Source organism: Bradyrhizobium sp. 87 (assembly GCF_023073015.1).
Classification (GTDB): Bacteria; Pseudomonadota; Alphaproteobacteria; order Rhizobiales; family Xanthobacteraceae; genus Bradyrhizobium; species Bradyrhizobium canariense_D.
Genome location: NZ_JADPIQ010000075.1, coordinates 1 through 24,578 on the forward strand (window position 1 = coordinate 1; position 24,578 = coordinate 24,578).

Sequence of the window (24,578 nt, forward strand, 5' to 3'; positions counted from 1 at the left end):
CAGCTACGAGCTAATTGCCCCGCTCGTCACGATGAGCTGTCGCCTATTGCTTCGCCGTGTCGCCAGCCGCGGCGTTCTACCGCGCGAGCGGTTTAGTCCATTGGCCCAACTCGGACCCAGGGAGAGTTACGCCAACGCGACTGCTATCAGATACGGAGCGGACCTCTACGAGGCAGCTCGGGTTTGTGAGTACACGCTCTAGCCGAGACCAGCGTCGACCTGAAAACACTGCCGCGTGATGCGCTGGCTGTCGTCCGAGGCGAGGAAAAGCGCCATGTTGGCGATGTCGTCGGGCGTCACCGCGTCGGGAATGGCCTGACGCGTGCGCAGCTCGGCGATCACCTGGTCGTCCGGGTACCACAGCCGGCGCTGACGCTCCGTGATCACCATCCCCGGCGCTATCGCGTTGACGCGGATGCGGTCGGGCCCGAGCGACCGGGCCAGGGAGTTGGTGAAGCCGACGATCGCGGCCTTTGCCGCGGCGTAGACAGGCAGCCCCGGCGCGCCGCGCATCCAGGCAATCGACGACATGTTGATGATCGAACCGCTGCCGCGCGCCTGCATCTGCGGCACCACCGCTTGCGCGGCAAAGAAGACGTGCTTGAGGTTGACGCCGATCATCCAGTCGAATTCGGCCGGCGTCACCTCGGCCAGCACCTGACGCTGATCATTGGCGGCGTTGTTGACGAGGACCGCGGCATCGCCAAGCGATCCCCGGACCTGCGCCATGGCGCCGCGCAAGGCGTCGATGTCGAGGAGATCGCACGGCACGAACAAGGGTACGGTCCCGGCCGCGGCCTTCACTTCCGCGACCAGCGCCCGGCCGGCTGCTTCATCGAGATCCAGGAACGCGACGCGCGCCCCTTGCGCCGCGAACGCCCGCACGAAGGCGGCACCGATGCCGCTGGCGCCACCGGTGATCAACACCACGCGGTCCCTAAGGCCGGCATAGCTCGTTCTTGTCATGCGATCAGTCGCTCCGTCTCGGGGTCGAACAGGCAGATGCGACGCGTGTCGAGCGCGAACGGGGCGGCGGCGCCCGGTGTGGGGCGGATGTCCGGCGTGATGCGCGCCAGCGCAGGCTCGCCGCCAAGCCGCAGCAGCACGATCGTTTCGGCTCCCGTCGGCTCGACCATCTCCACCGGCGCGTTGACGACGACGGGCGGATCGGCGGAGAACACGCGGCTGCCCTCGGCGATGCATTCCGGCCTGATCCCGACCACCACGTCACGGCCGACAAAGGGGGCCGCCGCGTCGTATTGGCCAAGGCGGAGGCGGACCTCGTCCGGCCGTCCCGCGCCGATCACGACCACCGGGCCGCTGGCATCAGCGTCGAGCCGTGCCGGCATCGTGTTCATCGGCGGCGAGCCCATGAAGCGGGCCACGAACAGATTGGCGGGATAGCGATACACGGTATCCGGGTCGGCAAACTGCTGCACCACGCCGCGATGCATCACGGCAATGCGCGTCGCCATCGTCATCGCCTCGATCTGATCGTGTGTGACATAGACGATGGTGGCGCCGATGCGCTGGTGCAGCCGCTTGATCTCCATCCGCATCTCGACGCGCAGCTTGGCGTCGAGATTGGAGAGCGGCTCGTCGAACAGGAAGAGCAGGGGATCGCGCACCAGCGCACGGCCCATCGCCACACGCTGGCGCTGGCCGCCGGAGAGCTGCGAGGGCTTGCGGCCGAGCAGCGGCTCGATCTGGAGCAGCCTGGCCACATTCGCCAGCGCCTTTTCCTGCTCGGCCTTCGGGACGTGACGGCATTCCATGCCGAAGGTGATGTTCTGGCGCACCGTCATCGACGGATAGAGCGCGTAGGACTGGAACACCATCGCGATGTCGCGGTCCTTCGGCGGAATGTCGTTGACGATACGTCCGCCGATTTCCACGGTGCCTGCGCTCGGGAGGTCGAGCCCGGCGATGATGTTGAGCAGCGTGGACTTGCCGCAGCCGGATGGGCCAACGAGCACGGTGAATTCGCCGCTCTCGATGTCGAGATCGATGCCCTTCAGCACCTCCAGATTGGCGTAGCGCTTGGACAAGGAGCGAATGCTTAGGGCTGCCATGACAATCCGATCATTTCACGGCCCCGGCGGTGAGGCCGCGCACGAAATACTTGCCGCCGATCAGATAGATCAGCAGGGTCGGCAGGGCGGCGATCATCACCGCCGCGCTCTGCACGCCATGCTGCGGGATGTCCGCGACTGCTGCGGATAGCGCGATCAGCGCGGCGGTGACGGGCTGTTGCTGACCAGTCGTGAATGTCACGCCGTAGAGAAATTCGTTCCAGATATGCGTGAACTGCCAGATCACGGTGACGACCAGAATAGGCGGCGAGAGCGGCAGGATGATGCGCCAGAAAATACGAAAGAACCCTGCGCCATCGATGCGCGCAGCTCTTATCAAATCCTGCGGGATGGCAGTGTAGTAGTTTCGGCAGAACAAGACCGTAAAGGAGAGTCCCTGGATCGTGTGGATCACGACCAGGCCCGTTAGCGTGTTCATCAGGCCCGTATCGCGCAACACGATGGTCCAGGGAAGCAAGCGCATCTGCTGGGGAAGGAAGAGGCCGAGGGTCACGATGCCGTAGATCCAGTTATCGCCGCGAAAACGCCAGAGCGACACAGCGTAACCGGCGACAGCACCGAGCAGGGTCGAGAAAATCGTCGCGGGAATCGTGACGAGCGCGGAGTTCAGCATGTACGGCCGGATGCCGGCGCAGGTCTCGGCGACGCAGAAACCGCTCCAGGCCGCGGCGTAGTTGCTCCATGCCCATTGCTTCGGCCAGCCGATCATCGACGCCTGCGCGATCTCCTCATTGGTGCGGAGCGAGTTCAGCACGACAACAACCAATGGCGCGAGCCATGCTGCAGCGATCAGCGAGACGACGAGATAGATCAGAATCCGGCTTGGCGCGATGGTTCGCTCACGCATGGATCGCCCGCCGCCGCTGGACATAACGCCACGCTGCATAGGGCAGCAAAACCGCAAGAAGAATGAGCAACATGAGCACTGCCGCCGCCGCTCCGCGTCCGAGCAGGCTGCGCTGGAACATCAGGTCATAGACGACGAGGGCCGGCAGCTGGGTGGCGATCCCGGGTCCGCCATTGGTGAGCGCGCGGACGAGGTCGAAGGTCGAAATCGCGAACTGCAGCTGGATGACGATGACGGTGATGGTGATCGGCCAAAGGGTCGGCAGGATGACACGCCGGTACATTCGGATCGGTCCGGCGCCGTCGATCTGCGCGGCCTTGATCAGGTCGGCGTCGACGGAGCGAAGGCCGGCGAGGAACAGCGCCATGGCGAAACCGGACGATTGCCAGATCGCAGCGATGACAATGGTCCAAATGGCCATGTCGCGGTCGATCAGCCAGTCGAACCGGAAGGAGGTCCAGCCGAGGTCGCGGACCAGCTTCTGGATCCCGAGGCCGGGATTGAGCAGCCAACTCCAGACCGTGCCGGTGACCACGAATGACACCGCCAGAGGATAGAGGAAGATGGACCGCAGCAGGTTCTCGCCGCGAATGCGCTGATCGAGCAGGATCGCAAGGATGAGACCGGTCGCCAGGCTCAGCAACACGAAGGCGCTGCCAAACAGCAGCAGATTGTCCAAGGCAATCTGCCAGTTCCGCGATGCGGCGACCGCAGAATAGTTGCGCAAGCCGACCCAGCCCGAGACCGGGACCAGAGTGGACGGCGTGAACGATATCCAGATCGTCCACAGCGTAAACGCAATGAGATGCGCGGCGGACAACAGCAGCGGCACCCAGATCGTCAGATATTCAGGCAGCCGGCGTACCCAGCCAGAGGCCGCCGGCCGGCCCGGTGTTGTCGAGACGGCGATCGTCAACGTGAGCTCTCGACGGCTTCGGCGAGGCGTATGGCCGCTTGCTCCGGCTTGATCGTCTTGTTCTTCACGTACTCCGTGATCACGTCGATCATCGCTGCGGTCATGCCGTTTTCCTGCGCCATGTTGTGCGCAAGGCTGAGGACGGCCTGATTGCTGGCAATCGCGTCTTTCAGGGCTGCTGCGGTCCGCCGTTGCCCGTCCGACCAGCCTTCGCCGGAGAGATCGACATCGGTGCGCACGGGGATCGATCCCGTGATCTGCGAATACATAGTCTGGATCGCCGGATCCATGACGAGCTGGGCCATCAGCGTCTGGCCGGCCTGCAGGTCGGGCTCCTTGCGCTGCCAGAATATGAAGGCATCGGCATTCAACAGGAAGACCGGCTTGCTATTGTCGCTCGGGCCCGGGGCGATGATGAAGTCCTCGAACTTGAAGCCGGCGTTGCGCAAGACGCCCTGCGCCCACCCGCCCATGATCATCATCCCCATGTCGCCGTCGACAAAGCGCTTCAAGTTGGTCGAAAAGTGCTGGGCGCCGACGTTGGGGTCCATCCAGTCGGCAATCTTGCGCACCTGTACGAAGGCAGCCTTTATCTCGGGGCCCTCCAGGGCCTTCTTGTCGAGATTCATGATGGCTGCGCGGTAAGCGGTGGGGCTGATGCCCGCCAAAGCGGCCTCGAATTTCTGGCCGTCGTCCGGGCGGGTGCCACCGTTGGCGATGGGATAGGGGACGCCGCCTGCTTTCATCTTCTCGGCGAGGTCGTTGAACTCAGCCCATGTGACGGGGACCTTGTCGGCCTTGGCCTTGTCCATCGCGCGTTTGGAGAGAAACAGCATGTTGGTGCTGTAGATCTGCAACGGCAGTGCAATCCACTTGCCTCCCGGCTTGTGCAATTTTGCAAGATCCGGAGCGACAACCTTTTCGTAGTCGGCGGCAGCGACGACGGCATCGAGATCGACGGTTGGGGCAATCTTGGACCAGGCCGCGATCTCGGGACCTTTGAGCTGCGAGCAGGCCGGCGGATCGCCGGCCATGATCTGGGCACGCAGCTTGTTCATCATCTCGGTGGTGAAGCCGGGGACGGGCGAGTGCTGCCAAACCCCGCCTTTCTCCTCGAATTTCTTGCCGAGTGCCGTGATGGCCGCCCCATCGCTACCTGCGGACCATTGCGAGATCGCAGTCAGACGCGGCTTGATCGCGCCTTGCGCGCGGGCGAATGCCGGCAGCGCGAGCGCGGCCGCAGATCCGGCGAGCAGTTGGCGCCTTGTTGTCGTGATCGGCATGGCAATTTCCTCCCGGTGTGAACTCTTTCGCGCGAGAGCCGCGCGGCATCAGGTACGTCAGGCGGCCTCGGCCGATGCGGCCGGCATGCCGCCGCGGCAAGCGAGGCAGAAAGACGCGAATGCCAGCGCCGCCCGCGGATCGTTGCCGTTCGACGGCGGCACGAAAGCGAGCGACACTTGCGCGTGTTTGCGGCCGCCCAACAGGCTGGCGTCGATCCCCTCGACGAGCGCGTTGCGATCGTCCTCGGTGAGGAGCGACGGCCAGCCGCTGATCGCGACGCCCTTGCATGGCTTCACGTTTAGCGTATTGCCGATCGCAAGGCCAAGCCGGAACAGCCGCCGGCGCAATTCCTGCCGCACGCGCGACGAGAGCGGCATCGCGGTCACCCACTCGCTGCCGAGCTCAAGCAACTCGGCTTCCGCGACGCCAAGAAGCTCGGCCAAAGCGGGAAGCGACGTATAAGCCTCGACGCAGCCATGATGACCGCAGCGGCAAATTGGTCCGTCGGCTCCGAACACCATGTGGCCGAGCTCGACCGGCTGGAGGGCATCGTCCTCGACCGCGTCATCCATCCAGGTGCCCGCGACGCCCTGACCGACGAAGACGAAGAGATGCGCGCCGCTGAATGGATAATGCTCCGTGCGGCAACGGTGAAAGATGGCGTGCGCGACGACCGAATTGGTGAACTCGACCCGCACGCCGGGAAGCGTCTCGCCGAACATCTCGCTGATCCGCCCGACATCGCAGGGAATGATCGGATTGCCTGACGCGCCCAGCCGGCCGAGACCCGGGATCGAGACGCCGATCTGTGCGAGGGGGATACGTCGACGCCGCGTCCACTCGCGCAGCAATGTCATCGCTTCGCGAAACGCCCGGCCGACCGTCGCGACGGTCGGCGTCTTCGGCAGCGGCACATGCCCGGTGTAGTGCAGTTCGCCCGACAGGCCCCCGACCCCGACGCTGAGCCGCTGAGTGGTCAGCTCGAACGCCGCGAGCGCCACCGCTTTATCGAGTGACACGAGGCCCGTCGGGCCGCCGACATAAGGGGCAGGGCGCCGCACTTCCTCGATCAGGCCTTCGGCCTTCAGATCGAACAGGATGCGCGACAGGCTCGCTTCCGACAGGCGCACGGCCTTGGCCAGCGGCGGGCGAAACGACGCGCCTGACTGAAGCAGATGAATCAAAATGGCAGCACGCGTCTGCCGCCGACTTCTCGGCTGCTCCGGCATTTCCATCCCTGTCGTCATTCTTACTTAGAGTAAGAATTTGCGCGCGAAGCGTTGCGACGTCAAGCGTCGGCCGAGATATTGCGCCGACTTGTTGTTGTGCGCGGCAGCAGGGTTGTGTCCGTGCAAAACAAAACGGCGCCATCCGGAGATGGCGCCGCTTCGAAAGCCGTGATGGGCTCGATCTTACTTCCGGTTGTTGATCGCAACGTAGTCGCGGCGGGTGACGCCGGTGTAGAGCTGGCGCGGACGGCCGATCTTCTGCTGCGGATCCTCGATCATCTCGCTCCACTGGCTGATCCAGCCGACGGTGCGGGCGACCGCGAACAGCACGGTGAACATCGAGACCGGGAAGCCCATCGCCTTCAGCGTGATGCCCGAATAGAAGTCGACGTTCGGGTAGAGCTTGCGGTCGATGAAGTACTGGTCGCTGAGCGCGATCTTCTCGAGCTCGAGCGCCACCTTCAGCATCGGATCGTCGCCATGGCCGGTCTCCTTGAGCACGGCGTGACACATCTTCTGCATGATCTTGGCGCGCGGATCGTAGTTCTTGTAGACGCGGTGACCGAAGCCCATCAGGCGGACTTCAGAGTTCTTGTCCTTCACCTTGGCGATGAACTCGGGGATCTTGTCGACCGAGCCGATCTCGGCGAGCATCGCGAGCGCTGCTTCGTTGGCGCCGCCATGGGCCGGGCCCCACAGGCAGGCGATGCCGGCCGCGATGCAGGCGAACGGGTTGGCGCCGGAGGAGCCGGCGATACGCACGGTCGAGGTCGAGGCGTTCTGCTCGTGGTCGGCGTGCAGGATGAAGATCTTGTCCAGCGCGTCAGCCAGCACCGGGTTGATCTTGTAGTCCTCGCACGGCACGGCAAAGCACATGTGCAGGAAGTTCTCGGCGAACTTCAGCGAGTTTTTCGGATACACGAAGGGCTGGCCGACCGTGTATTTGTAGGCCATCGCAGCCAGCGTCGGGATCTTGGCGATCATGCGCATGGAGGCGATCATGCGCTGCTTCGGATCGTTGATGTCGGTTGAGTCGTGATAGAACGCGGCGAGCGCGCCGACAGCCGCTACCATGATCGCCATCGGATGGGCGTCGCGGCGGAAGCCCTGGAAGAAGCGGGCCATCTGCTCGTGCACCATCGTGTGATGGATCACGCGGTCGTCGAAATCCTTCTTCTGCGCGGCGGTCGGAAGCTCCCCGAACAGCAGCAGATAGCAGGTCTCGAGGAAGTCGCCATTCTCGGCGAGCTGTTCGATCGGATAGCCGCGGTATTCCAGCACGCCCGCGTCACCGTCGATATAGGTGATCTTGGACTGGCAGCTCGCGGTCGAGGTGAAGCCCGGATCGTAGGTGAACAGGCCGGACTGGCCGTAGAGCTTGCCGATATCGATGACGTCGGGCCCGACGCTGCCGCTGTGGATCGGAAGATCGAAATTCTTGTTTCCGACCGTCAGTGTGGCGGTCTTATTGCTTGGTTTGGCGTCCATCAGAGGTCCCCGATGTATGGTGAAACGGGCCGGACCCGGAGGCCCCGATGAGATATCGCGGGGCAGGCCGGATGTTCCAGAAGGTACGGGTGAGATGGGTATATTATTGCTGTGTGCGCTGCAAGATGGCGCCACGCATGGTCGACTTACGTCGTAGGCTGGCCCTCAGCTAGTCCTTAGCCTGATCCTTAAGCCGGCCCTGGCTTTCCTGGCGTCCCAGGACGTCCAAAACCTCGAATATGCCGGGCGACGTCGTCCGTCCGGTCAGCGCGGCCCGCAGCGGCTGGGCGACCGCGCCGAGCTTGAGACTATTTTCCTCGGCAAAGGCGCGCAGCGCGGCTTCCGCATTGGCCGCGCTCCACGTCTCGACTTTCTCCAGCGCGGAATGAAGCTGGCCGATCAGCTTGCGGTTCTCAGGCGTCAGCAGCGCCGCCGCCTTCGGGTCAAGCTCCAGCGGCCGGTCCGCGAAAATGAAATAGGCGCTGTCGATCAGCTCGATCAGCGTCTTGGCGCGCTCCTTCAGGGCCGGCATGGCCTTCAGGAGCTGCGCGCGCGTGGTGTCGTTTAACTTGGCCTTAAGCTCGTCGCGGCTGGGCACGACGTGGTCGAGCACGTCCTCGAACATCTTCACGAGTGATTGATCGTCGGCATTGCGGATGTAGTGGCCGTTGAGGTTTTCCAGCTTGGCAAAATCGAAGCGCGCTGCTGCGCGGCCGACGCTGGCAAGATCGAACGCCGCGATCATCTCCTCCGTCGAGAAGATTTCCTGGTCGCCATGGCTCCAGCCGAGCCGGACGAGATAGTTGCGGAGCGCGGACGGGAGGTACCCCATGGCGCGGTAGGCATCGACGCCAAGCGCGCCGTGCCTCTTGGAGAGCTTTGAGCCGTCCGGGCCATGAATCAGGGGGATGTGGGACATGCTCGGCAGCGTCCAGCCCATCGCGTCGTAGATCTGCTTTTGGCGGGCCGCGTTGATCAAATGGTCGTCGCCGCGGATGACGTGGGTGACGCCCATGTCGTGATCGTCGACCACCACAGCGAGCATGTAGGTCGGGTTGCCATCGCCGCGCAGCAGGACGAGGTCATCCAGATTCTCGTTCTGCCAGACCACGCGGCCCTGGACCTGGTCTTCGATCACGGTCTCACCGGTCTGGGGCGCACGGAGCCGGATGGTGGGCTTCACGTCGGTTGGGGCCGTCGCCGGATCGCGGTCGCGCCACAGGCCGTCATAGAGGCGGGTGCGCCCCTCTTCGCGCGCCTTCTCGCGCATCGCGGTGAGCTCCTCGGCGGTGGCGTAGCAGCGATAGGCCTTGCCGTCGGCGAGCAGCTGCTCGGCGACCTCGCGGTGGCGGGCGGCGCGGCTGAACTGGTAGATGACGTCGCCATCCCAGCCGAGCTCCAGCCATTTCAGGCCGTCGAGGATGGCGCCGATCGCGGCCTCGGTGGAGCGCTCCCGGTCGGTGTCCTCGATCCGGAGCAGCATCTTGCCGCCGTGCTTCTTCGCATAGAGCCAGTTGAACAGCGCCGTGCGCGCGCCCCCGATATGGAGGAAGCCGGTCGGCGAAGGAGCGAAACGGGTGACGACGGGAGAGGTCATTCTTGGCAGGGCCTATGCATTGGAGGCGCTGGTATATAACAGGACCGGAGCATAACTAAAGCCCGGCAGCGGACCGCCAAGGGTTGCTTGAGACCTTGCTTAAGCCCTTGGCTCAGCCAAGGGAATTTGGCAGAAGGGCCGCTGATTTCCCTACAGGATTTTCGTAATGACAGAACCGGTGGCGAACGAGGTTGGGCGCGATTTCATTCGTGACATCATCCAGGCCGACCTCAAGCAGGCCAAATACAAGGAGATCGTGACCCGGTTCCCGCCGGAGCCGAACGGTTATCTCCATATCGGCCACGCCAAGTCGATCGCGCTCAATTTCGGCATCGCCCAAGAGTTTCCGGGCCGTTGCCATCTGCGCTTCGACGACACCAATCCGGTCAAGGAAGAGCAGGAATATATCGATTCCATCCAGGCCGACGTGCGCTGGCTCGGCTTCGACTGGGGCAAGAACCTGTTCTTCGCTTCGGACTATTTCGACCGCCTCTACGAATGGGCGGAGCAGCTGATCCGCGACGGGCTCGCCTATGTCGATGACCAGACCCAGGAGCAGATTCGTCTTGCGCGCGGCACGCTGACCGAGCCCGGCAAGAACTCGCCGTTCCGCGATCGCACCGTGGATGAAAACCTCGACCTGTTCCGTCGCATGAAGGCGGGCGAATTCCCGAACGGCGCGCGCGTGCTGCGGGCCAAGATCGACATGGGGGCGGGCAACATCAATCTGCGCGACCCCGTGCTGTACCGCATCCTGCATGCGCACCATCCGCGCACCGGGACCAAATGGAGCATCTATCCAAGCTACGACTATGCCCACGGCCAGTCGGACGCCATCGAAGGCATCACGCACTCGATCTGCACGCTGGAGTTCGAGGACCATCGGCCGCTCTACGACTGGTTCATCGAGAAGCTGCCGGTGCCCTCGAAGCCGCACCAGTACGAATTCGCGCGGCTGAACCTGACCTACACGCTGCTGTCCAAGCGTGTGCTGACCCAGCTCGTCCGCGAGGGCCATGTCGCGGGCTGGGACGACCCGCGCATGCCCACCATGGCGGGCATGCGCCGCCGCGGCGTGCCGCCGGCCGCGCTTCGCGAATTCGTCAAGCGCATCGGCGTTGCGAAAGCCAATAGCGTGGTCGACGTCGGCATGCTGGAATTCTGCATCCGCGAGGAATTGAACCGCACGTCGCAGCGGCGCATGGCGGTGCTTAAGCCGCTCAAGGTCGTGATCGAGAATTATCCCGAGGGGCAGACCGAGGAGCTCGAGGCGATCAACCATCCGGATGATCCCTCCGCCGGCACCCGCAAGATCACGTTCGGCCGTGAGCTCTATATCGAGCAGGACGACTTCATGGAGAACCCGCCGAAAAAGTTCTTCCGTCTGTCGCCGGGCAACGAGGTGCGGCTGCGCTACGCCTATTTCGTCAAGTGCATCGGCGTGATCAAGAACGATGCCGGCGAGGTGGTGGAGCTGCGCTGCACCTACGATCCCGCGACCAAGGGCGGCAACGCGCCCGATGGCCGCAAGGTCAAGGCCACCATGCACTGGCTGCCGGCGGCGACATCCGTGCCCGCGGAAATCCGCATCTACAATCAGCTGTTTGCCAAACCGAGCCCGGACGCCTCGAACTTCACCGCCGACCTCAATCCGCAGTCACTGGAAATTCTTGCTAATGCCCGCGTCGAGGCATCGGTCGCGGAAAGCAATTCGACCGAGCCGATGCAGTTCGAGCGCCAGGGCTATTTCGTGCGCGACAAGGACTCGACGTCCGACAGACCGGTATTTTCCAGGACTATCGGTCTGCGCGACACGTTCGCGAAGGAAGTTGCCAAAGGCTGAAAAGAGCTGCGAGGCCACAATGAGCAACGAAGCCGACGCTATCGTTTCCGCCATCATCGCGAAATGGCGCGCCGGCTTCGCCACGCTCGATGCGGCCGCGCTCTCATCGCTCTATGCGAGGAATGCCTTCTTCTTCGGCTCCAACCCAAAGCTCTACCGGGGCAGGGCCGGCGTCGCAGACTATTTCAACGGCCTGCCGCGCTGGCGCAAGCCGAGCGCGGTGTTTTCCGAGGTGACGGCGGCGCAGGCAGGTCCTGATCTGATCAATATGGCCGCCACCATCTCGTTCGATCTCGCCGGCGAACGCCCCGATTTCTCGGTCAAGATGAGCTGGGTCATCATGCGCGAGGACGGCGACTGGAAGATCGTCAATCACCATGCTTCGTCGCAGGCGCCGCTGATCTGACGAGCGGGCACACGGCTTCGTCATTCTCGTGAGAGAACGAACGTGCTCCCCGCGCGTTGGGGTGGGTCCAACAAGGAACCCACCATGCAGAACATCGCAGAGCATATGGAAGTGATCGGCGCCGACGGCGTCCACATCGGCACCGTCGACAAGGTCGAAGGCAATCGCATCAAGCTGACCAAGAAGGACAGCGGCGAGGGCAGCCACAAGGGCCATCATCACTTCATCGACAAGGGCCTCGTCGCCGATATCGAGGGCAACAAGGTCAGGCTGTCGGCCAAGGCGGATGTGGCCGTGACGATGGAAGAGGAAAAGTAGCGGCCGCGCCCCTTCGTTCCTGATCCGTACCGCTATCCGCCCACCTGCACGTTCCGGTAGCTTCTGGCTTCGTTGCGTATCATCGAGTGCAGGGAATGGCGGAGCCGGGCCGGCCGGTACGATCGCAGGGATCGCGGGGACGTGGCCCGCGGGCCGCGCCGCGTCCGCGGGCGGCCTCGCGCCTGCAGGCCTCGACCTCTGGACATCGCTGGCCGAGACCCTCCGCGCCTGGCTGCGCGCCGAGGCGGGCGCCGGGCGGCTGTTGCCGTGGGTGCCCGTCGCGTTTGGCTGCGGCATCGCGCTTTATTTCTCTGCCGATCATGAGCCGGTGCTGTGGGTCGTTGCCACGACCGCCATCGCGCTCCTGCTTGGCGCGGCTCTGTTGCGGCGGAGCCGGCTGTTCGCCCCGGCCATCATGATCGCGGCGGTCGCGGCCGGCTTTGCCGTCGCAACCTGGAAGACGGCGCGCATCGCCCACCCGGTGCTGGCAAGGGCGCTCTATTCGGTGTCGTTGTCGGGCTTCGTCGAGGCTCGCGACATCCGCGAGCGTACCGATCGTTTCGTGCTGCGCGTCACGGCGATGGAGGCGCAGCGCAGCGACGTCAGGCTCGAGCGCGTGCGCCTGTCGGTCCGCAAGGGCACCGCGCCGGAGGTCGGTAGCTTCGTTCAGCTGAAGGCACGGCTGATGCCGCCACTCGCGCCGGTGCGGCCCGGCAGCTACGACTTTTCGCGTGACATGTTCTTCCAGGGCATCGGCGCCTCCGGCTTCGCGATGGGCGCCATCACGGTGGCGTCGCCGCCTGAGACCGGCGGCTTACGGCTGCGTTACGCGGCCTTCATGCAAGGCCTGCGCGATGCGATCGATGCCCGCATCCGGGCGACGCTCGACGGCGACAATCGGGCGATCGCGACCGCGCTGCTCACCGGGCGGCGCGATGCGATCACCACGCCCGTCAACGATGCGATGTTCATCTCCGGCCTCGGCCACGTGCTCTCGATCTCCGGTTATCACATGGCCGTCGTTGCCGGCGTCGTGTTCTTCGCGGTGCGCGCGCTGCTCGCTCTGATCCCCGGATTGGCGGCCGGCTTCGCCATCAAGAAATGGTCGGCCGCCGCCGCGCTGGTCGCCGCTGCGTTCTACCTGCTGCTGTCGGGCGCGGAGGTCGCCACGCAAAGGTCGTTCTTCATGACGGCGGTGGTGCTGATCGCGGTGATGGTCGATCGCCGCGCCATCACCTTCCGCACGCTTGCTGTGGCTGCGCTGATCGTGCTGGCGGTCGCGCCGGAAGCGCTGGTGCATCCGAGTTTTCAGATGTCGTTTGCGGCAACGCTCGGCTTGGTCGCACTGGTGCAGATCGACATGCCCAATTTGTTTGCCTCGCCGGACAATTCGGCGACTGCGCGCATTGCGATGTGGGGTCGGCGCGAGATTGCGATGCTGTTCATGGCTTCGCTGATTGCGGGACTTGCGACGACGCCCTATGCCGCCTTTCATTTCCACCGTGTCACGCCGTTCGGCGTGCTCGCCAATCTCGGCGCGATGCCGGTGGTCTCTGCGCTGGTGATGCCGGCGGGGCTGTTGGGGCTGCTTGCTGCGCCGTTCGGGCTGGACAGCGTGTTCTGGTGGCTGATGGGGATTGGCATCGAGTGGATGGTCGCGGTCTCGCGCTGGGTCGCGGCCTTGCCGGGCGCGGTGGGCCGCATCCCGGCGTTCGGGATCGCGCCGCTGATCGCGGCGAGCCTGGGAATCATTGTGCTCGGCTTGTTGCGCACGCCGCTGCGCTGGTCCGGCGCCCTGGTGCTGCTGGCAGCGATCCCCTGGGGACTGTCGGCGCGGCAGCCCGACATCCTGATTGCCGGGGATGGCGCCAGCGTCGCGGTGCGGGGCAGGGACGGATATCTGCACCTGATCAGGACGAACAAGGACAGCTTTCTGCTCAAGGAATGGCTCGCTGCCGACGCCGATCCGCGCGATGCGGGCAGAGCCTCGCTTGCCGATGGCGTGTCCTGCGACGAATCCGGCTGCGTGACGCCACTGGCCGACGGGAGGCTGGTCGCGCTGGCACTGCGCGTCGACGCTCTCGCAGACGATTGCAGTCGGGCCGCCCTGGTGGTGACGACACGTCCCGCGCCGCCCGATTGCGCGGCGATGGTGGTCGATCGGCAGCGGCTCGCCAGCCAGAGCGCGCTGGCGCTGACGCAGCGTGGTGACGGTTTTGTGGTTCAGGCAGTGAGGGCGAGAGGCACGAGCCGCCCCTGGTTGCCGGCCGGCGCCGGCGAGGATGATTTCGACGGCAGCCTCGCGCCAAAGTCGACCGCGCCTCGCATCAAGGACGCAACGCCGGCGGACACCGACCTGCAAGCCGACGATTGATCTGATGGTGCGGAGCAACGCAGTGGTTCGGTGCGTCCGTTCGGATTCGCGGGGTGCAAACCACACCATCTCGCCGGCCACGGCCGGCGATGGCGATTCAATCCTGACCTCCGACTTCGTAGCCGGAGGGCGGCTCTGTCAGCCGATCGGCAGGTGCGTGACGGTCGGCTGCCTGTCGGCGGTGATCTGCGCCTTGTGCTCGCGCTCGGTGACCGACTGAGTCACCGGCAGTTGCAGCACCGTCGCGCGCTGGCCTTCGACGAGCTGCGTCACCAGCACGTATTTGCCGTCGGGGAATTCGATCGCATCATGATGGCGGTCGGGAACGTGCGGATCGATCTTGCCGAACTTGCCCACGCGGGAATTGATGGTGCGCGTCCAGATCCAGCGATTGTCGTAGCGGACGTCGTCGGCGAAGGCGAGCTCCGTCCCCGGCAGCAGGCAGACGGCAACAGACGGATCGGCTGCAGAGGCGAAGCCGCGCGTCGAGGTGCCGCGGAAGCTTGTCGTGACGATCGTCTCGCCGACTTCGGCGGGGCGCGACGCGACGGCATGTAGGCTGTAGTCACACATCGGGTGCTCCTCATGCTGGGATAGCAACCCGCGTCTCTTATCGAGGCGCAGGCCTCTATCAGAGTGGAAGCACGAACGCTCTGCTTGGTTGTGGGCAAATCTGCGGCTGGCTTCCGCAAGCCGCGATCACATTATCTTTCCCGAATTCAATAGGAACAAAGCTCGCCGCGATGCATTCGGGAGGCGCGTACGCGAACATTGCCAACTTGGCTGCAACGGCCGAACTTGACCGCTGGTCGCTGTTTCCTCGAACAACCGAGCCGCGAAGCGGTGCTGCTTGAAGCGGTGCTGCTTCGTCGGCGTGGCGAGGAGCCAGCGTTGGAGGAGGGGCCGGATAGTCTGTGCAGAACCAGAAAGGCTATCCAGCCGGAGCGGACGATGATCCGCTCCAATCTCTGACCGGCGATGCCGATCGGAAGCGCGCGAGGCGCCAAGCACCTCCGGCATGAAGTGCTTCCGATATGAAGTACTGCCGATAGAAAGACTCCCGGTATCAGTACTTCCGGTAAAGCCCGATCAGCTTGCCCTGAATCTTCACCCGGTTGGGCGGCAGGATGCGGACCTCATAGGCCGCGTTGGCGGGCTCGAGCGCGATCGAGGCGCCGCGACGGCGGAAGCGCTTCAGCGTCGCTTCCTCGTCGTCGATCAGCGCCACCACGATGTCGCCGGTATCGGCGCTCTCGTTGCGCTGGATCAGGGCCATGTCGCCGTCGAGAATGCCGGCTTCGACCATCGAGTCGCCGCGCACTTCCAGCGCGTAATGCTCGCCCGAGCCGAGCATGTCAGGCGGTACGCTGATAGTATGGCTGCGGGTCTGCAACGCCTCGATCGGCGTGCCGGCCGCGATGCGGCCCATCACCGGCACCGCGACGGGACGTTCGCCCTCGTCAGCGGGCAGGCTCGCGCTCGCACGCACCTTGCCGAGATTGCCCTCGATGACGCTCGGCGTGAAGCCGCGGCGGCTGCCAGCGGCTGCCTGGAGCTCCGGCAGCTTGATGACTTCAATCGCACGGGCGCGGTTGGGCAGGCGTCGGATGAAGCCACGCTCCTCGAGCGCCGTGATCAGGCGATGGATGCCCGACTTCGAGCGCAGATCGAGCGCATCCTTCATCTCGTCGAAGGAGGGCGGCACGCCGCTTTCCTTCAGACGCTCACTGATGAACCGCAGAAGCTCGTATTGTTTGCGCGTTAACATCTCGACCAAAGTCCCCCGGTTGATGTCGTCCGATTCCGAGACGCTGAATTCGGCCATAAGCCGCTGCATGCTCGAAACAAATCATGAACAGACACTATATGTTCGATACATGTTCCGCAACTGCTTAATTTACCGTGAACAGAGCAAAGTGCGCGGAACGCGCGTTGCGGGGGCGCTCAGACGGGGAGCCGCAACACTTCGCAAGCCGTGCCGGCTTCGGCCTTCGGCGCGAATGGTGCGCGGACGAGAAGTACCTGTGCTGCAGCGAGATTCGCAAGCAGCGAAGAGTCCTGATGATTGACGGGAACAACGACGCGTGTGCCATCGTCACGCTCCTCAAGATGCGCGCGCAGATAGTCCTCGCGCTGGTCGTTGGCGCCGACGTCGCGGCCGAGCACGGCGCGTTCACGGCGATGGTGAATCACTGAACGGCCCGACAGGGCGCGAATCAGCGGCACCATGAACAGGAAAGCGCACACGTAGGACGATACGGGATTGCCCGGCAGGCCGATCACACCCATTGCGCCGAGTCGCCCGTGCATCATCGGCTTGCCTGGCCGCATCGCGATCTTCCAGAACGCCATCGCGATGCCTTCGTCCCGCAGTGCCTGCTGGACCAGATCGTGGTCGCCGACCGATGCGCCGCCGGTCGTGATCAGGACGTCGGCGCCGCTCTCGCGGGCGCGGCGGATGCCGGCGGTGGTGGCCTCGAGCGTGTCGGCGGCAATACCGAGGTCGATGGTCTCGGCGCCCTCGCTGCGGGCGAGCGCGTGCAGGGCGTAGCCGTTGGAATAGACGATCTGGCCGTGGCCGGGCGTGGTGCCCGGCATCACCAGCTCGTCGCCGGTGGCGAGAATCGCGACCTTCGGACGCCTGACAACGGCAAGGTGCGGATGATTCATCCCGGCGGCGAGCGCGAGGTCTCGCTCGGTCAGACGGCTTCCCTTGCGCAGGAGCACGTCGCCCTCGCGGAAATCGACGCCGGCGGGGCGGATGTGCCGGCCGGCGATCGCGGCTTCCTTGATCGTGATGCGCTTGCCGGCGGCGACCGTGTCCTCCTGGATCACGACGGCGTCCGCGCCAAAGGGAACGACGCCGCCGGTGAAGATCCGCACGGCCTCGCCGGCTCCGACCGTCCCCTCGAACGGTCGGCCCGCTGCGACTTCGCCGATGACGGTGAGCTCCGAATCGATCGTCGCGGCATCGGCCGCGCGCACCGCGTAGCCGTCCATCGCCGACATCGCTTGCGGCGGCTGCGTGCGCCGCGCCACGACGTCACGCGCGAGCACGCGATGGTAGGCCTCGTCGAGGGAAATCATTTCTTCCGGCAGCGGCTCTGCACCCGCCAGCACCGCGGCAAGCGCGTCAGAAACCGGCATCAAGGCCACGGCGAAAACTCCTGCTCGGCACGTTCGGGCGAATGTTCCGCACGTCTTCTAGCCGAGCGCAGGCGCAGAGGCAAAAGCGGCTGAGCAGGCACAGTCATCCCGCCCCTTCACATTGTTCCGGAAGGCAGGATCAAGCGCGTCGCGGCATGATCCGAAGGAGGTCACAGATCGGCAGGAGAGTGGTCATGGAAGCGACGAAAATCATGGCAAGGCGAGAACGCGCCATGGCCTGAATCGATCAGCTCCCTGCCTGCCCGGGAGTTACGTCGGGCGCCTTGGATCCCTGATCCTTGTCGGGCAGCGGGTCGGCTTGGGATTTCAGGTCGGCGGCCTTGCTCACAAGCTTGGCGGAAAGGTCCGAATCTGAAGTTGTCCTCGCGAATTCAAGAAGAAGAGAGGCCTGCTTGGTGAGGTAGGTTTTGCCCAGCACGATGATGCATCCGTCCGTAGAAGTCCCAACGGACTCTAAGAGTCCGGAAGGCGGTATTCCGTTCCCGGAACTCTGTATAAAAATGTACAAAGTGATCCGGTTCCTCAATTTTTCAAAATTGGTCCGTCGGGCCGTGCCGTCGTGGGTTTCGCGACAACGGACCGTCGTCAAATGCCCAATGCCTTCAATGCGTTCCCGACGTCACGCGGCGAGGTCACATGCACCGCCGTCAAGCCGCGCGCGCGCGCTCCCTCGATGTTTTCGGCAAGATCGTCGAAGAACACGATGCGCCCGGCGGGCACGCCGATCGCCGCAACGACGTGGTCGAAGGCCTCCGCATCCGGTTTGCGCAGGCCGATGCTGGACGACAAATACAGCTCGCGGAAATGGCCGAGGAGGTCGGCATATTCCCTCGAGAAATGGTCCACGTGCGGCCGGTTGGTGTTGGAGAAAGCATAGAGCGGCATCTGTTTCGCTGCGCGCGGCAGCAGCTCGGCGATGTCAGGCATTTCGCCGGCGAAAATCGCGTTCCAGCCTTCCAGGAACTGCGCATCCGAAATGCCGATTCCGAGCGAGGCTCGCAATGAGGCGAAATAGTCCTCATCGCTGATCTTCCCCATCTCGTGCAACCGATAGGCTTCGCTGTCCCGCACATAGCGCGCGACGATGGCTTCGGGCTTGCAGCCGGCATGTCCCGCCCAGCAGGCGATCGCCTTGGAGAAATCGATATCGAGCACGACGCGGCCGAGATCGAACAGGAGCGCATCCGCGCTGCCGGGAGAGAGCGATGTCACCTGCGTCCTTTCACTCAGTATCGATACGGCTCGTGGTCGAACAGCGGAAACGCGCTGAACACACTCGGCGCGTTGGTTGCGGTCGCCTGGTGCAGGCAGGATTTGTTGACCTCGGCGAACGAGGTCGCACCCAAGAGGCCGAGGCAGCGCAGCACTTCGTCCTCGAGCAGTTCCAGCATGCGCGCCACGCCGGCTTCGCCGGCCGCCGCCAGCGCCCAGCATTGCAGCCGGCCGATGCCGACGAGGTCGGCGCCCGCCGCGATCGCCTTGACGATGTCGGTGCCGCGACAGACACCGCCATCGACCATGATCTTGGCGCGGCCGTTCACGGCGTCGACGATCTCGGGCAGCACGTGCATGGCGCCGCGACCGTGATCGAGCTGACGGCCGCCATGGTTGGAGACGTAGATCCATTCGACGCCGTGATCGATCGCGATCAGCGCGTCCTCCGGCGTCGCGATGCCCTTGAGGATCAGCGGGATCTTGAACTTGTCCTTGATCATCTTCACCGTCCGCCACTCCAGACCCTTCTGGTAATCGCCCCCGGTGGCGCGCAAGCGGCTCTCGCGAACGTAGCGCTTGGCGATGTCACGTTCGCGGCGGCTGTAGTGGGCGGTGTCGACGGTCAGGCAGAAGGCGGCGTAGGCGTTCTTCTCGGCCCGGCTGACGACGTCGGCGACGAAGGCGTCATCGCCGCGCACATAGAGCTGGTAGAGCCGCAGCGCGTCGGACGCAGCTTCGGCGGTCTTTTCTAGGCCGGGCTCGGACACCGAACTGAGCATGTGCGCCGCACCGAAAGAGGCGCAGGCGCGTGCCACGCTCGCCGCACCATCCGGATCGAAGATCTCGAGCGCGCCGACCGGGGCGAGGACCACGGGCAGGCGCATCTTGCGGCCGAACTGTTCGACCGAACCTGTAACCTTGCGAACATCGCGCAGCACGCGCGGGCGGAAAGCGATCTCGTCCAGCGCCATGCGGTTGCGACGCATCGTGGTCTCGGTCTCGGCCGCGCCGACGATATAGTCCCATGCATTCTGGTTGAGGTTGGCGCGGGCTTTCCGGATGAATTCATGCAGATTCTGGAACGGCTCGGTGCTGGCGCCGAGCTCGACGTTCCTTTCCGGTTGGATGCGGGGTGCTTCGTTCATTGTTATCCTCCCGAGAATTTGAAGCCTTCCCTGATCGCCTAACCCGTCCGGGGCGCCAAAACCATCCTAAAATGGCATGGCTGCGAGGCGCGGGCCGGCCGGCCGACCCCCGCTGCGCACGAACCGGTCCTGCAACGTTGCCGAAAGTTTAGGTCCGGACCAACCGATTTTTACGGTGTACCCGCCGTGGCATCCCGGCCTTGAAGAAACCAGAATGGTATTGTGAGAAGCAGGCTGGATCGCCATTTGCATGGCGGCTCCCAGCCCACCGAACCGCGAAGCAAAAAGGCCAGCCTATCCATGCGGAAAACCCTGCTGTTTCCACTGGGCGCGCTCACCGGAGCGTGTCTGACCCTTTTGGTAGCCAGTCCGCACGGCGGCGTTTGGGCGGCACGGGCGGCAGCGAGCGCGGATGACGCCTATTCCAAGCTCAATCTGTTCGGCGAAGTGTTCGAGCGGGTGAAGGCGAGCTATGTCGAGAAGCCTGACAATGCCAAACTGATCGAAGGCGCGATCACCGGCATGGTGACCTCGCTCGATCCGCACTCGCGCTACATGAACGACAAGGCCTGGACCGAGATGCAGGAGACCACCTCCGGCGAGTTCGGCGGGCTCGGCATCGAGGTCACGATGGAGGAGGGGCTGGTCAAGGTCGTCTCGCCGATCGACGACACGCCGGCATCCAAGGCCGGCATCATGTCGGGCGACCTCATCAGCAAGATCGACGGCGATGCCGTGCAGGGCATGACGCTCGAGCAGGCCGTCAACAAGATGAAGGGGCCGGTCGAGACCCAGACCAAGCTCACGATCGTGCGCAAGGGCGCCGACGCCCCGCTCGACGTCGCGATCAAGCGCGAGATCATCCATGTGCGTCCCGTGCGCTTCCACGTCGAGAACGGGGATATCGGCTATATCCGCGTCACCTCGTTCAACGAGCAGACCACCGATGGCCTGAAGAAGGCGATCGCATCGATCACCAAGGAGGTTCCGCCGGAGAAGCTGGTAGGCTACGTGATGGACCTGCGCAACAATCCGGGCGGATTGCTCGACCAGGCCGTGTCGGTGTCGAGCGCGTTCCTGCAGCGTGGCGAGGTCGTCTCGACCCGCGGCCGCAATCCGGAAGAGACCCAGCGCTTTACCGCCCATGGTGGCGACCTCACCAAGGGCAAGCCGCTGGTGGTTCTCGTCAACGGCGGCTCCGCCTCAGCCTCGGAAATCGTGGCCGGCGCGCTGCATGACCACAAGCGCGCGACGCTGATCGGCACGCGCTCGTTCGGCAAGGGCTCGGTGCAGACCATCATTCCGCTCGGCACCGGCAACGGCGCGCTGGCGCTGACCACGGCGCGCTACTACACGCCCTCGGGCCGCTCGATCCAGGCCCAGGGCATCGCGCCCGACATCGAGATCCTCCAAGACGTGCCGCCCGAGCTGAAGGGCCGGATGGACACCATGGCGGAGTCCCAGATGCGCGGTCATCTCCAGGCAGCCGACGGCACCGAGCAGACCGGATCGCAGTCCTATGTCCCACCGGAAGCGAAAGACGACAAGGCCCTGCATACGGCCTACGACTTCCTGCACGGCCAAACCGCGAATGCGGTCGCCGCCAAGCCGGCGTCGAAGGCTGCGGTGCCGAACTAGGCGCTCGCGACGGTAAGGTGTTGATCGCCCGGGAGCGGATAGCCGTTCCCGGGCGAACTTGTTTCGGGACGCTGTGTCAGCTCGGGTTCATGGCCGCGAAGGTGGCCTCGTAGCAGCCATCGCGCTCGGCCCAGCGGCGGGCGCGGTCGCGCTCGACCAGACCTCGCCGCCGGGATGAACCCGCAACTCCAGCAATTGCATGACCTCCGCGACACCTGCGTCGTGTGTATCGAGGAGAGCTTCTGGGAATGCCGCTGCGCCGACCACGAGGTCCGAACTAGCTTGCCTCGCGGCGGCGGCCTTCGTTGCCGCCGCGCCGGGCGAGACGGCTGCGATGAGCTGCGAACAGCTCCAGCACCTTGTCGGCGGGCTTTGCGGCGCTGAACAGATAGCCCTGCATCTCGGAGCAGCCGAGCGCGCGCAGCAACCGCTGCTGCTCCTCGGTCTCGACGCCCTCGGCCGTGGTGGTCATGCGGCGGGCGGCCGCGAGATTGACGACCGCCTGCACGATGCTGGCGGAGCCGTCGGGGCCGGCGATGTCGTTGACGAAGCAGCGGTCGATCTTGATCTTGTCGAACGGGAAGCGGTGCAGATAGCTCAGCGAGGAGTAGCCGGTGCCGAAATCGTCCAGCGCGATGCGGACGCCGATGGCGCGGAGTTGATGCAGGATCGCAAGCGCCGTGTCGTCGTCGCGGATCAGCACCGCCTCGGTGATTTCGAGCTCGAGCCGGCTCGCCGACAAATTGGAGGCGGCAAGCGCCGCCATGATCTTCAGCGCCAGCGTGCCGCTCTTGAATTGCACCGGCGAGACGTTGACGGCGAGGCGGATGTCGTCAGGCCAGTTCGCCGCGTCCCGGCAGGCGGTCGCCAGCACCCATTCGCCGATCTCGTTGATCAGGCCGGTGTCCTCGGCGATCGGAATGAACTCCGCCGGCGAGACCATGCCGCGCTCGGGATGGCGCCAGCGCACCAGCGCCTCGCAGCCGGTGATGCGGTCGTCCTTCAGGCTGAGGCAGGGCTGGTAATACACCTCGAGGCCGCCTTCGAGCCCGCCTTGAGCGATGGCGTGGCGCAGGTCGATCTCGAGCTGCCGCCGCTCGTGGATCTTGGCGTCCATCTCCGACTCGAAAAAGCGATAGGTGCGGCGCCCCGCGGCTTTGGCGGCGTACATCGCCATGTCCGCGTTCTTCAGGATCTGGTCCAGCGCCGTTCCATGTTGCGGCGCCAGCGCGATGCCGATGCTGGCGTCGGTGGCAAGATGATGCCCCATGCAGTCGAACGGCGCCCGGATGGCCTCAAACACCCGCGCGACGAGCTCGCTGACCTGATCCGGCGATGTCACCGCGCTCTGGACGATGGCAAATTCGTCGCCGCCGAGGCGCGCCACGAAGTCCGCCGGCCCCGCACAGCGGTGGAGGCTCTGCGCGACCGACTTCAGGAGCTCGTCGCCGACGAGATGCCCGAGCGCGTCGTTGACGCCCTTGAACTCGTCGATGTCGATGTAGTGCACCGCGAGTTGTTCGCCGCCGGCGACGAGATCGAGTTCCTGACGCAGATGCTCGTGGAACATGGTGCGGTTGGGCAGGTCGGTCAGTGCGTCGTAATGAGCGAGATGGGTGATGCGCTCCTCGATACGCCGGCGCTCCGTGATGTCCTCATGCGTCGCCACCCAGCCGCCGTCCGTGAGCGGTTCGTTCACGATCTGGATCGAGCGACCGTCGGAGGTCTCGACCACCATGGAATTGCGCACGTGGACGTCGCGCAGGACCCGTGCGACATACTGGTCCGCATCGCCGGTGAACGAGCCGGTGGCTTTGCGGTGTGCAATGATGTCGTGAAAGCTGCAGCCGGGTCTCACGATTTCGGCCGACAGCCCGTACATCTCGATGTAGCGCTGATTGCAGATCACGAGCTGCTGCGAGGCGTCGAACAGCAGCAGGCCCTGGGTCATGTTGTTGACGGCGCGGTCGAGACGCTGCTTTTCCAGCGTCAGCCGTTCCCGCGAAAGACGATGCTGCTCCAGGAGCTTGCGAACGATCGCGATCAACACGCCCGCGATGGCGAGCGCGGAAGAGGCCGCGACCGAGATCAGGATGCCGATCTGCTCGCGCCAGTCCGTCAGGGCCGTCGCGCGCGTCGTGGTGGCCATCCTCAGGATCGGGAAGTGAGGCAGGGCATGTGAGGAAATCAGCCGGTCCTCGCCGTCGACGGGGCTCATGAAGCGGCCGGTAAAATGGTCGAGCCCGAAAACCCTTTGATGCGCGAACGGACCGTTCTTGAAATTCCGTCCCATCAATTCACTGGAATGGGGATAACGGGCGAGCATCGTGCCGTCCCGGTGCAGCATCGAGATCGTCGTGCTTTCGCCGAGCACGGCTGACTCGAAGAATTTTTCGAAGTTTGCCGGCTCGATGCCGCGTCCGACCACACCCATGAATTCGCCGTTCGGTCCGACGACCTTGCGCACGATCAGGATGGTCCATGCGCCGGAGATGCGACTGTAGAGTGGCTCGATCAGGACGTCGGGAGCGTCGGGATCGTACCGGAAGGTCTGGAAATAGGCGCGATCGGCAACGTTCACGTTCGGGGCCGGCCATGCCGCCGACGAATTGATCAAATTGCCTTCGGCATCTATGATATTGACGCCGCCCATGTAGGGCAGTGCTCGATCTTCGAACGCAGCATCCGGTGGAGGTCCTGGCCGGCGAGGCGCTTGCGATAGTCCGCCGCACTGGTGATGCCGCTTGCGCGGACGTAGTCGACGAAATCCTTCTGGATGACCGCGAAATCCTGCAATTGCTGGTCGAAATGATGGGCCAGCATCAGCACGGTGTTTTCCAGCTCGCGCCCGGAGCTGCGCAGCGCACGTTCGCGGAAATTCTGCGCCATCAGCGTCGCGCCGACGGCGATCGCAGCGATCAACAGCGTGCCGCCCACCACCAGCCAGCGGATCGGTCCGCTGCGCACGAAGGCCTGGTCAAAAAGGCGACTGCCGAATCCCGTCATCATGATCGATC

General features: G+C 64.5%; 19 protein-coding genes and 1 pseudogene. 5 read left to right on the forward strand and 15 right to left on the reverse strand.

Going from position 1 to position 24,578, the window contains the following annotated elements; all coding sequences use genetic code 11:
• Window positions 1-198 precede the first annotated feature (198 nt).
• The 8 genes from IVB50_RS16575 to gltX all read right to left on the reverse strand — a co-directional run bounded on the left by IVB50_RS16575 (window position 199) and on the right by gltX (window position 9,454).
• Window positions 199-966: an SDR family oxidoreductase gene (locus IVB50_RS16575; protein WP_247296565.1), complete on the reverse strand. Its 768-nt coding sequence runs from the start codon at window positions 964-966 to the stop codon at window positions 199-201.
• The gene (locus IVB50_RS16580; RefSeq protein WP_247296567.1) at window positions 963-2,072 is read right to left on the reverse strand and encodes an ATP-binding cassette domain-containing protein; all 1,110 of its coding nucleotides are present in this window, start codon (window positions 2,070-2,072) and stop codon (window positions 963-965) included. The genes IVB50_RS16575 and IVB50_RS16580 overlap by 4 nt, the downstream gene beginning before the upstream one ends.
• A gap of 10 nt (window positions 2,073-2,082) precedes the next feature.
• Window positions 2,083-2,940: a carbohydrate ABC transporter permease gene (locus tag IVB50_RS16585; protein ID WP_018458097.1), complete on the reverse strand. Its 858-nt coding sequence runs from the start codon at window positions 2,938-2,940 to the stop codon at window positions 2,083-2,085.
• On the reverse strand, window positions 2,933-3,856 hold the full coding sequence (locus IVB50_RS16590) for a sugar ABC transporter permease (RefSeq protein ID WP_085362119.1): 924 nt from the start codon (window positions 3,854-3,856) through the stop codon (window positions 2,933-2,935). Before IVB50_RS16590 ends, IVB50_RS16585 begins: the two co-directional genes overlap by 8 nt.
• Window positions 3,853-5,139 (reverse strand): ABC transporter substrate-binding protein, encoded by a 1,287-nt coding sequence (locus IVB50_RS16595; protein WP_247296570.1) that lies wholly within the window; start codon window positions 5,137-5,139, stop codon window positions 3,853-3,855. Before IVB50_RS16595 ends, IVB50_RS16590 begins: the two co-directional genes overlap by 4 nt.
• Before the next feature lie 57 nt (window positions 5,140-5,196).
• Window positions 5,197-6,375 carry an ROK family transcriptional regulator gene (locus IVB50_RS16600; RefSeq protein ID WP_247296572.1) on the reverse strand — a complete coding sequence of 393 codons (1,179 nt, stop codon included), beginning with the start codon at window positions 6,373-6,375 and terminating at the stop codon, window positions 5,197-5,199.
• A gap of 177 nt (window positions 6,376-6,552) precedes the next feature.
• Window positions 6,553-7,857, reverse strand: coding sequence for a citrate synthase (gene gltA, locus IVB50_RS16605; protein ID WP_018458093.1), 1,305 nt, complete (start codon window positions 7,855-7,857; stop codon window positions 6,553-6,555).
• 169 nt (window positions 7,858-8,026) lie between these two features.
• Window positions 8,027-9,454 (reverse strand): glutamate--tRNA ligase, encoded by a 1,428-nt coding sequence (gene gltX / locus IVB50_RS16610; RefSeq protein ID WP_247296574.1) that lies wholly within the window; start codon window positions 9,452-9,454, stop codon window positions 8,027-8,029.
• Window positions 9,455-9,620: 166 nt separating this feature from the next.
• Between gltX and IVB50_RS16615 the strand changes: the two genes are divergently transcribed.
• The 4 genes from IVB50_RS16615 (at window position 9,621) to IVB50_RS16630 (ending at window position 14,395) form a co-directional block, all read left to right on the forward strand.
• Window positions 9,621-11,297 carry a glutamine--tRNA ligase/YqeY domain fusion protein gene (locus IVB50_RS16615; protein ID WP_247296576.1) on the forward strand — a complete coding sequence of 559 codons (1,677 nt, stop codon included), beginning with the start codon at window positions 9,621-9,623 and terminating at the stop codon, window positions 11,295-11,297.
• A gap of 19 nt (window positions 11,298-11,316) precedes the next feature.
• The gene (locus IVB50_RS16620) at window positions 11,317-11,703 is read left to right on the forward strand and encodes a nuclear transport factor 2 family protein (RefSeq protein ID WP_247296578.1); all 387 of its coding nucleotides are present in this window, start codon (window positions 11,317-11,319) and stop codon (window positions 11,701-11,703) included.
• Between the two features lie 84 nt (window positions 11,704-11,787).
• Window positions 11,788-12,021, forward strand: coding sequence for a DUF2171 domain-containing protein (locus tag IVB50_RS16625; protein WP_007610829.1), 234 nt, complete (start codon window positions 11,788-11,790; stop codon window positions 12,019-12,021).
• 262 nt (window positions 12,022-12,283) lie between these two features.
• Window positions 12,284-14,395: a ComEC/Rec2 family competence protein gene (locus tag IVB50_RS16630; protein WP_247296580.1), complete on the forward strand. Its 2,112-nt coding sequence runs from the start codon at window positions 12,284-12,286 to the stop codon at window positions 14,393-14,395.
• A 138-nt stretch (window positions 14,396-14,533) separates the two neighbouring features.
• On the opposite strand, the gene IVB50_RS16635 is transcribed toward IVB50_RS16630, so the two are convergent.
• From IVB50_RS16635 to IVB50_RS16660, 6 genes are all read right to left on the reverse strand, one after another.
• Window positions 14,534-14,968 (reverse strand): hypothetical protein, encoded by a 435-nt coding sequence (locus tag IVB50_RS16635; RefSeq protein WP_018458088.1) that lies wholly within the window; start codon window positions 14,966-14,968, stop codon window positions 14,534-14,536.
• 493 nt (window positions 14,969-15,461) lie between these two features.
• On the reverse strand, window positions 15,462-16,163 hold the full coding sequence (lexA, locus tag IVB50_RS16640; RefSeq protein ID WP_026233499.1) for a transcriptional repressor LexA: 702 nt from the start codon (window positions 16,161-16,163) through the stop codon (window positions 15,462-15,464).
• Window positions 16,164-16,339: 176 nt separating this feature from the next.
• Window positions 16,340-17,551 carry a gephyrin-like molybdotransferase Glp gene (glp, locus tag IVB50_RS16645; RefSeq protein ID WP_018458086.1) on the reverse strand — a complete coding sequence of 404 codons (1,212 nt, stop codon included), beginning with the start codon at window positions 17,549-17,551 and terminating at the stop codon, window positions 16,340-16,342.
• Window positions 17,552-17,789: 238 nt separating this feature from the next.
• Window positions 17,790-17,981, reverse strand: coding sequence for a hypothetical protein (locus IVB50_RS16650; protein ID WP_026233498.1), 192 nt, complete (start codon window positions 17,979-17,981; stop codon window positions 17,790-17,792).
• A gap of 167 nt (window positions 17,982-18,148) precedes the next feature.
• Window positions 18,149-18,775 carry an HAD family phosphatase gene (locus tag IVB50_RS16655; RefSeq protein WP_085395035.1) on the reverse strand — a complete coding sequence of 209 codons (627 nt, stop codon included), beginning with the start codon at window positions 18,773-18,775 and terminating at the stop codon, window positions 18,149-18,151.
• A 14-nt stretch (window positions 18,776-18,789) separates the two neighbouring features.
• A complete protein-coding gene (locus IVB50_RS16660) occupies window positions 18,790-19,923 on the reverse strand; it encodes an alpha-hydroxy acid oxidase (RefSeq protein ID WP_247296582.1) in 1,134 nt (377 codons plus the stop codon).
• Window positions 19,924-20,223: 300 nt separating this feature from the next.
• Between IVB50_RS16660 and IVB50_RS16665 the strand changes: the two genes are divergently transcribed.
• Window positions 20,224-21,561, forward strand: a complete 1,338-nt coding sequence (locus IVB50_RS16665; protein ID WP_026233497.1) for a S41 family peptidase — start codon at window positions 20,224-20,226, stop codon at window positions 21,559-21,561.
• A gap of 277 nt (window positions 21,562-21,838) precedes the next feature.
• Here the strand turns inward: IVB50_RS16665 and IVB50_RS16670 are convergent.
• Window positions 21,839-24,570: pseudogene (locus IVB50_RS16670) on the reverse strand (EAL domain-containing protein).
• Window positions 24,571-24,578: the final 8 nt, after the last annotated feature.

Bases quoted from the DNA above. Each gene is read 5' to 3' on its own strand.
- IVB50_RS16575 (WP_247296565.1), bottom strand. From the start codon at position 966: ATGACAAGAACGAGCTATGCCGGCCTTAGGGACCGCGTGGTGTTGATC.
- IVB50_RS16580 (WP_247296567.1), bottom strand. From the start codon at position 2,072: ATGGCAGCCCTAAGCATTCGCTCCTTGTCCAAGCGCTACGCCAATCTG.
- IVB50_RS16585 (WP_018458097.1), bottom strand. From the start codon at position 2,940: ATGCGTGAGCGAACCATCGCGCCAAGCCGGATTCTGATCTATCTCGTC.
- IVB50_RS16595 (WP_247296570.1), bottom strand. From the start codon at position 5,139: ATGCCGATCACGACAACAAGGCGCCAACTGCTCGCCGGATCTGCGGCC.
- IVB50_RS16600 (WP_247296572.1), bottom strand. From the start codon at position 6,375: ATGGAAATGCCGGAGCAGCCGAGAAGTCGGCGGCAGACGCGTGCTGCC.
- gltA (WP_018458093.1), bottom strand. From the start codon at position 7,857: ATGGACGCCAAACCAAGCAATAAGACCGCCACACTGACGGTCGGAAAC.
- gltX (WP_247296574.1), bottom strand. From the start codon at position 9,454: ATGACCTCTCCCGTCGTCACCCGTTTCGCTCCTTCGCCGACCGGCTTC.
- IVB50_RS16615 (WP_247296576.1), top strand. From the start codon at position 9,621: ATGACAGAACCGGTGGCGAACGAGGTTGGGCGCGATTTCATTCGTGAC.
- IVB50_RS16620 (WP_247296578.1), top strand. From the start codon at position 11,317: ATGAGCAACGAAGCCGACGCTATCGTTTCCGCCATCATCGCGAAATGG.
- IVB50_RS16625 (WP_007610829.1), top strand. From the start codon at position 11,788: ATGCAGAACATCGCAGAGCATATGGAAGTGATCGGCGCCGACGGCGTC.
- IVB50_RS16635 (WP_018458088.1), bottom strand. From the start codon at position 14,968: ATGTGTGACTACAGCCTACATGCCGTCGCGTCGCGCCCCGCCGAAGTC.
- lexA (WP_026233499.1), bottom strand. From the start codon at position 16,163: ATGTTAACGCGCAAACAATACGAGCTTCTGCGGTTCATCAGTGAGCGT.
- IVB50_RS16660 (WP_247296582.1), bottom strand. From the start codon at position 19,923: ATGAACGAAGCACCCCGCATCCAACCGGAAAGGAACGTCGAGCTCGGC.
- IVB50_RS16665 (WP_026233497.1), top strand. From the start codon at position 20,224: ATGCGGAAAACCCTGCTGTTTCCACTGGGCGCGCTCACCGGAGCGTGT.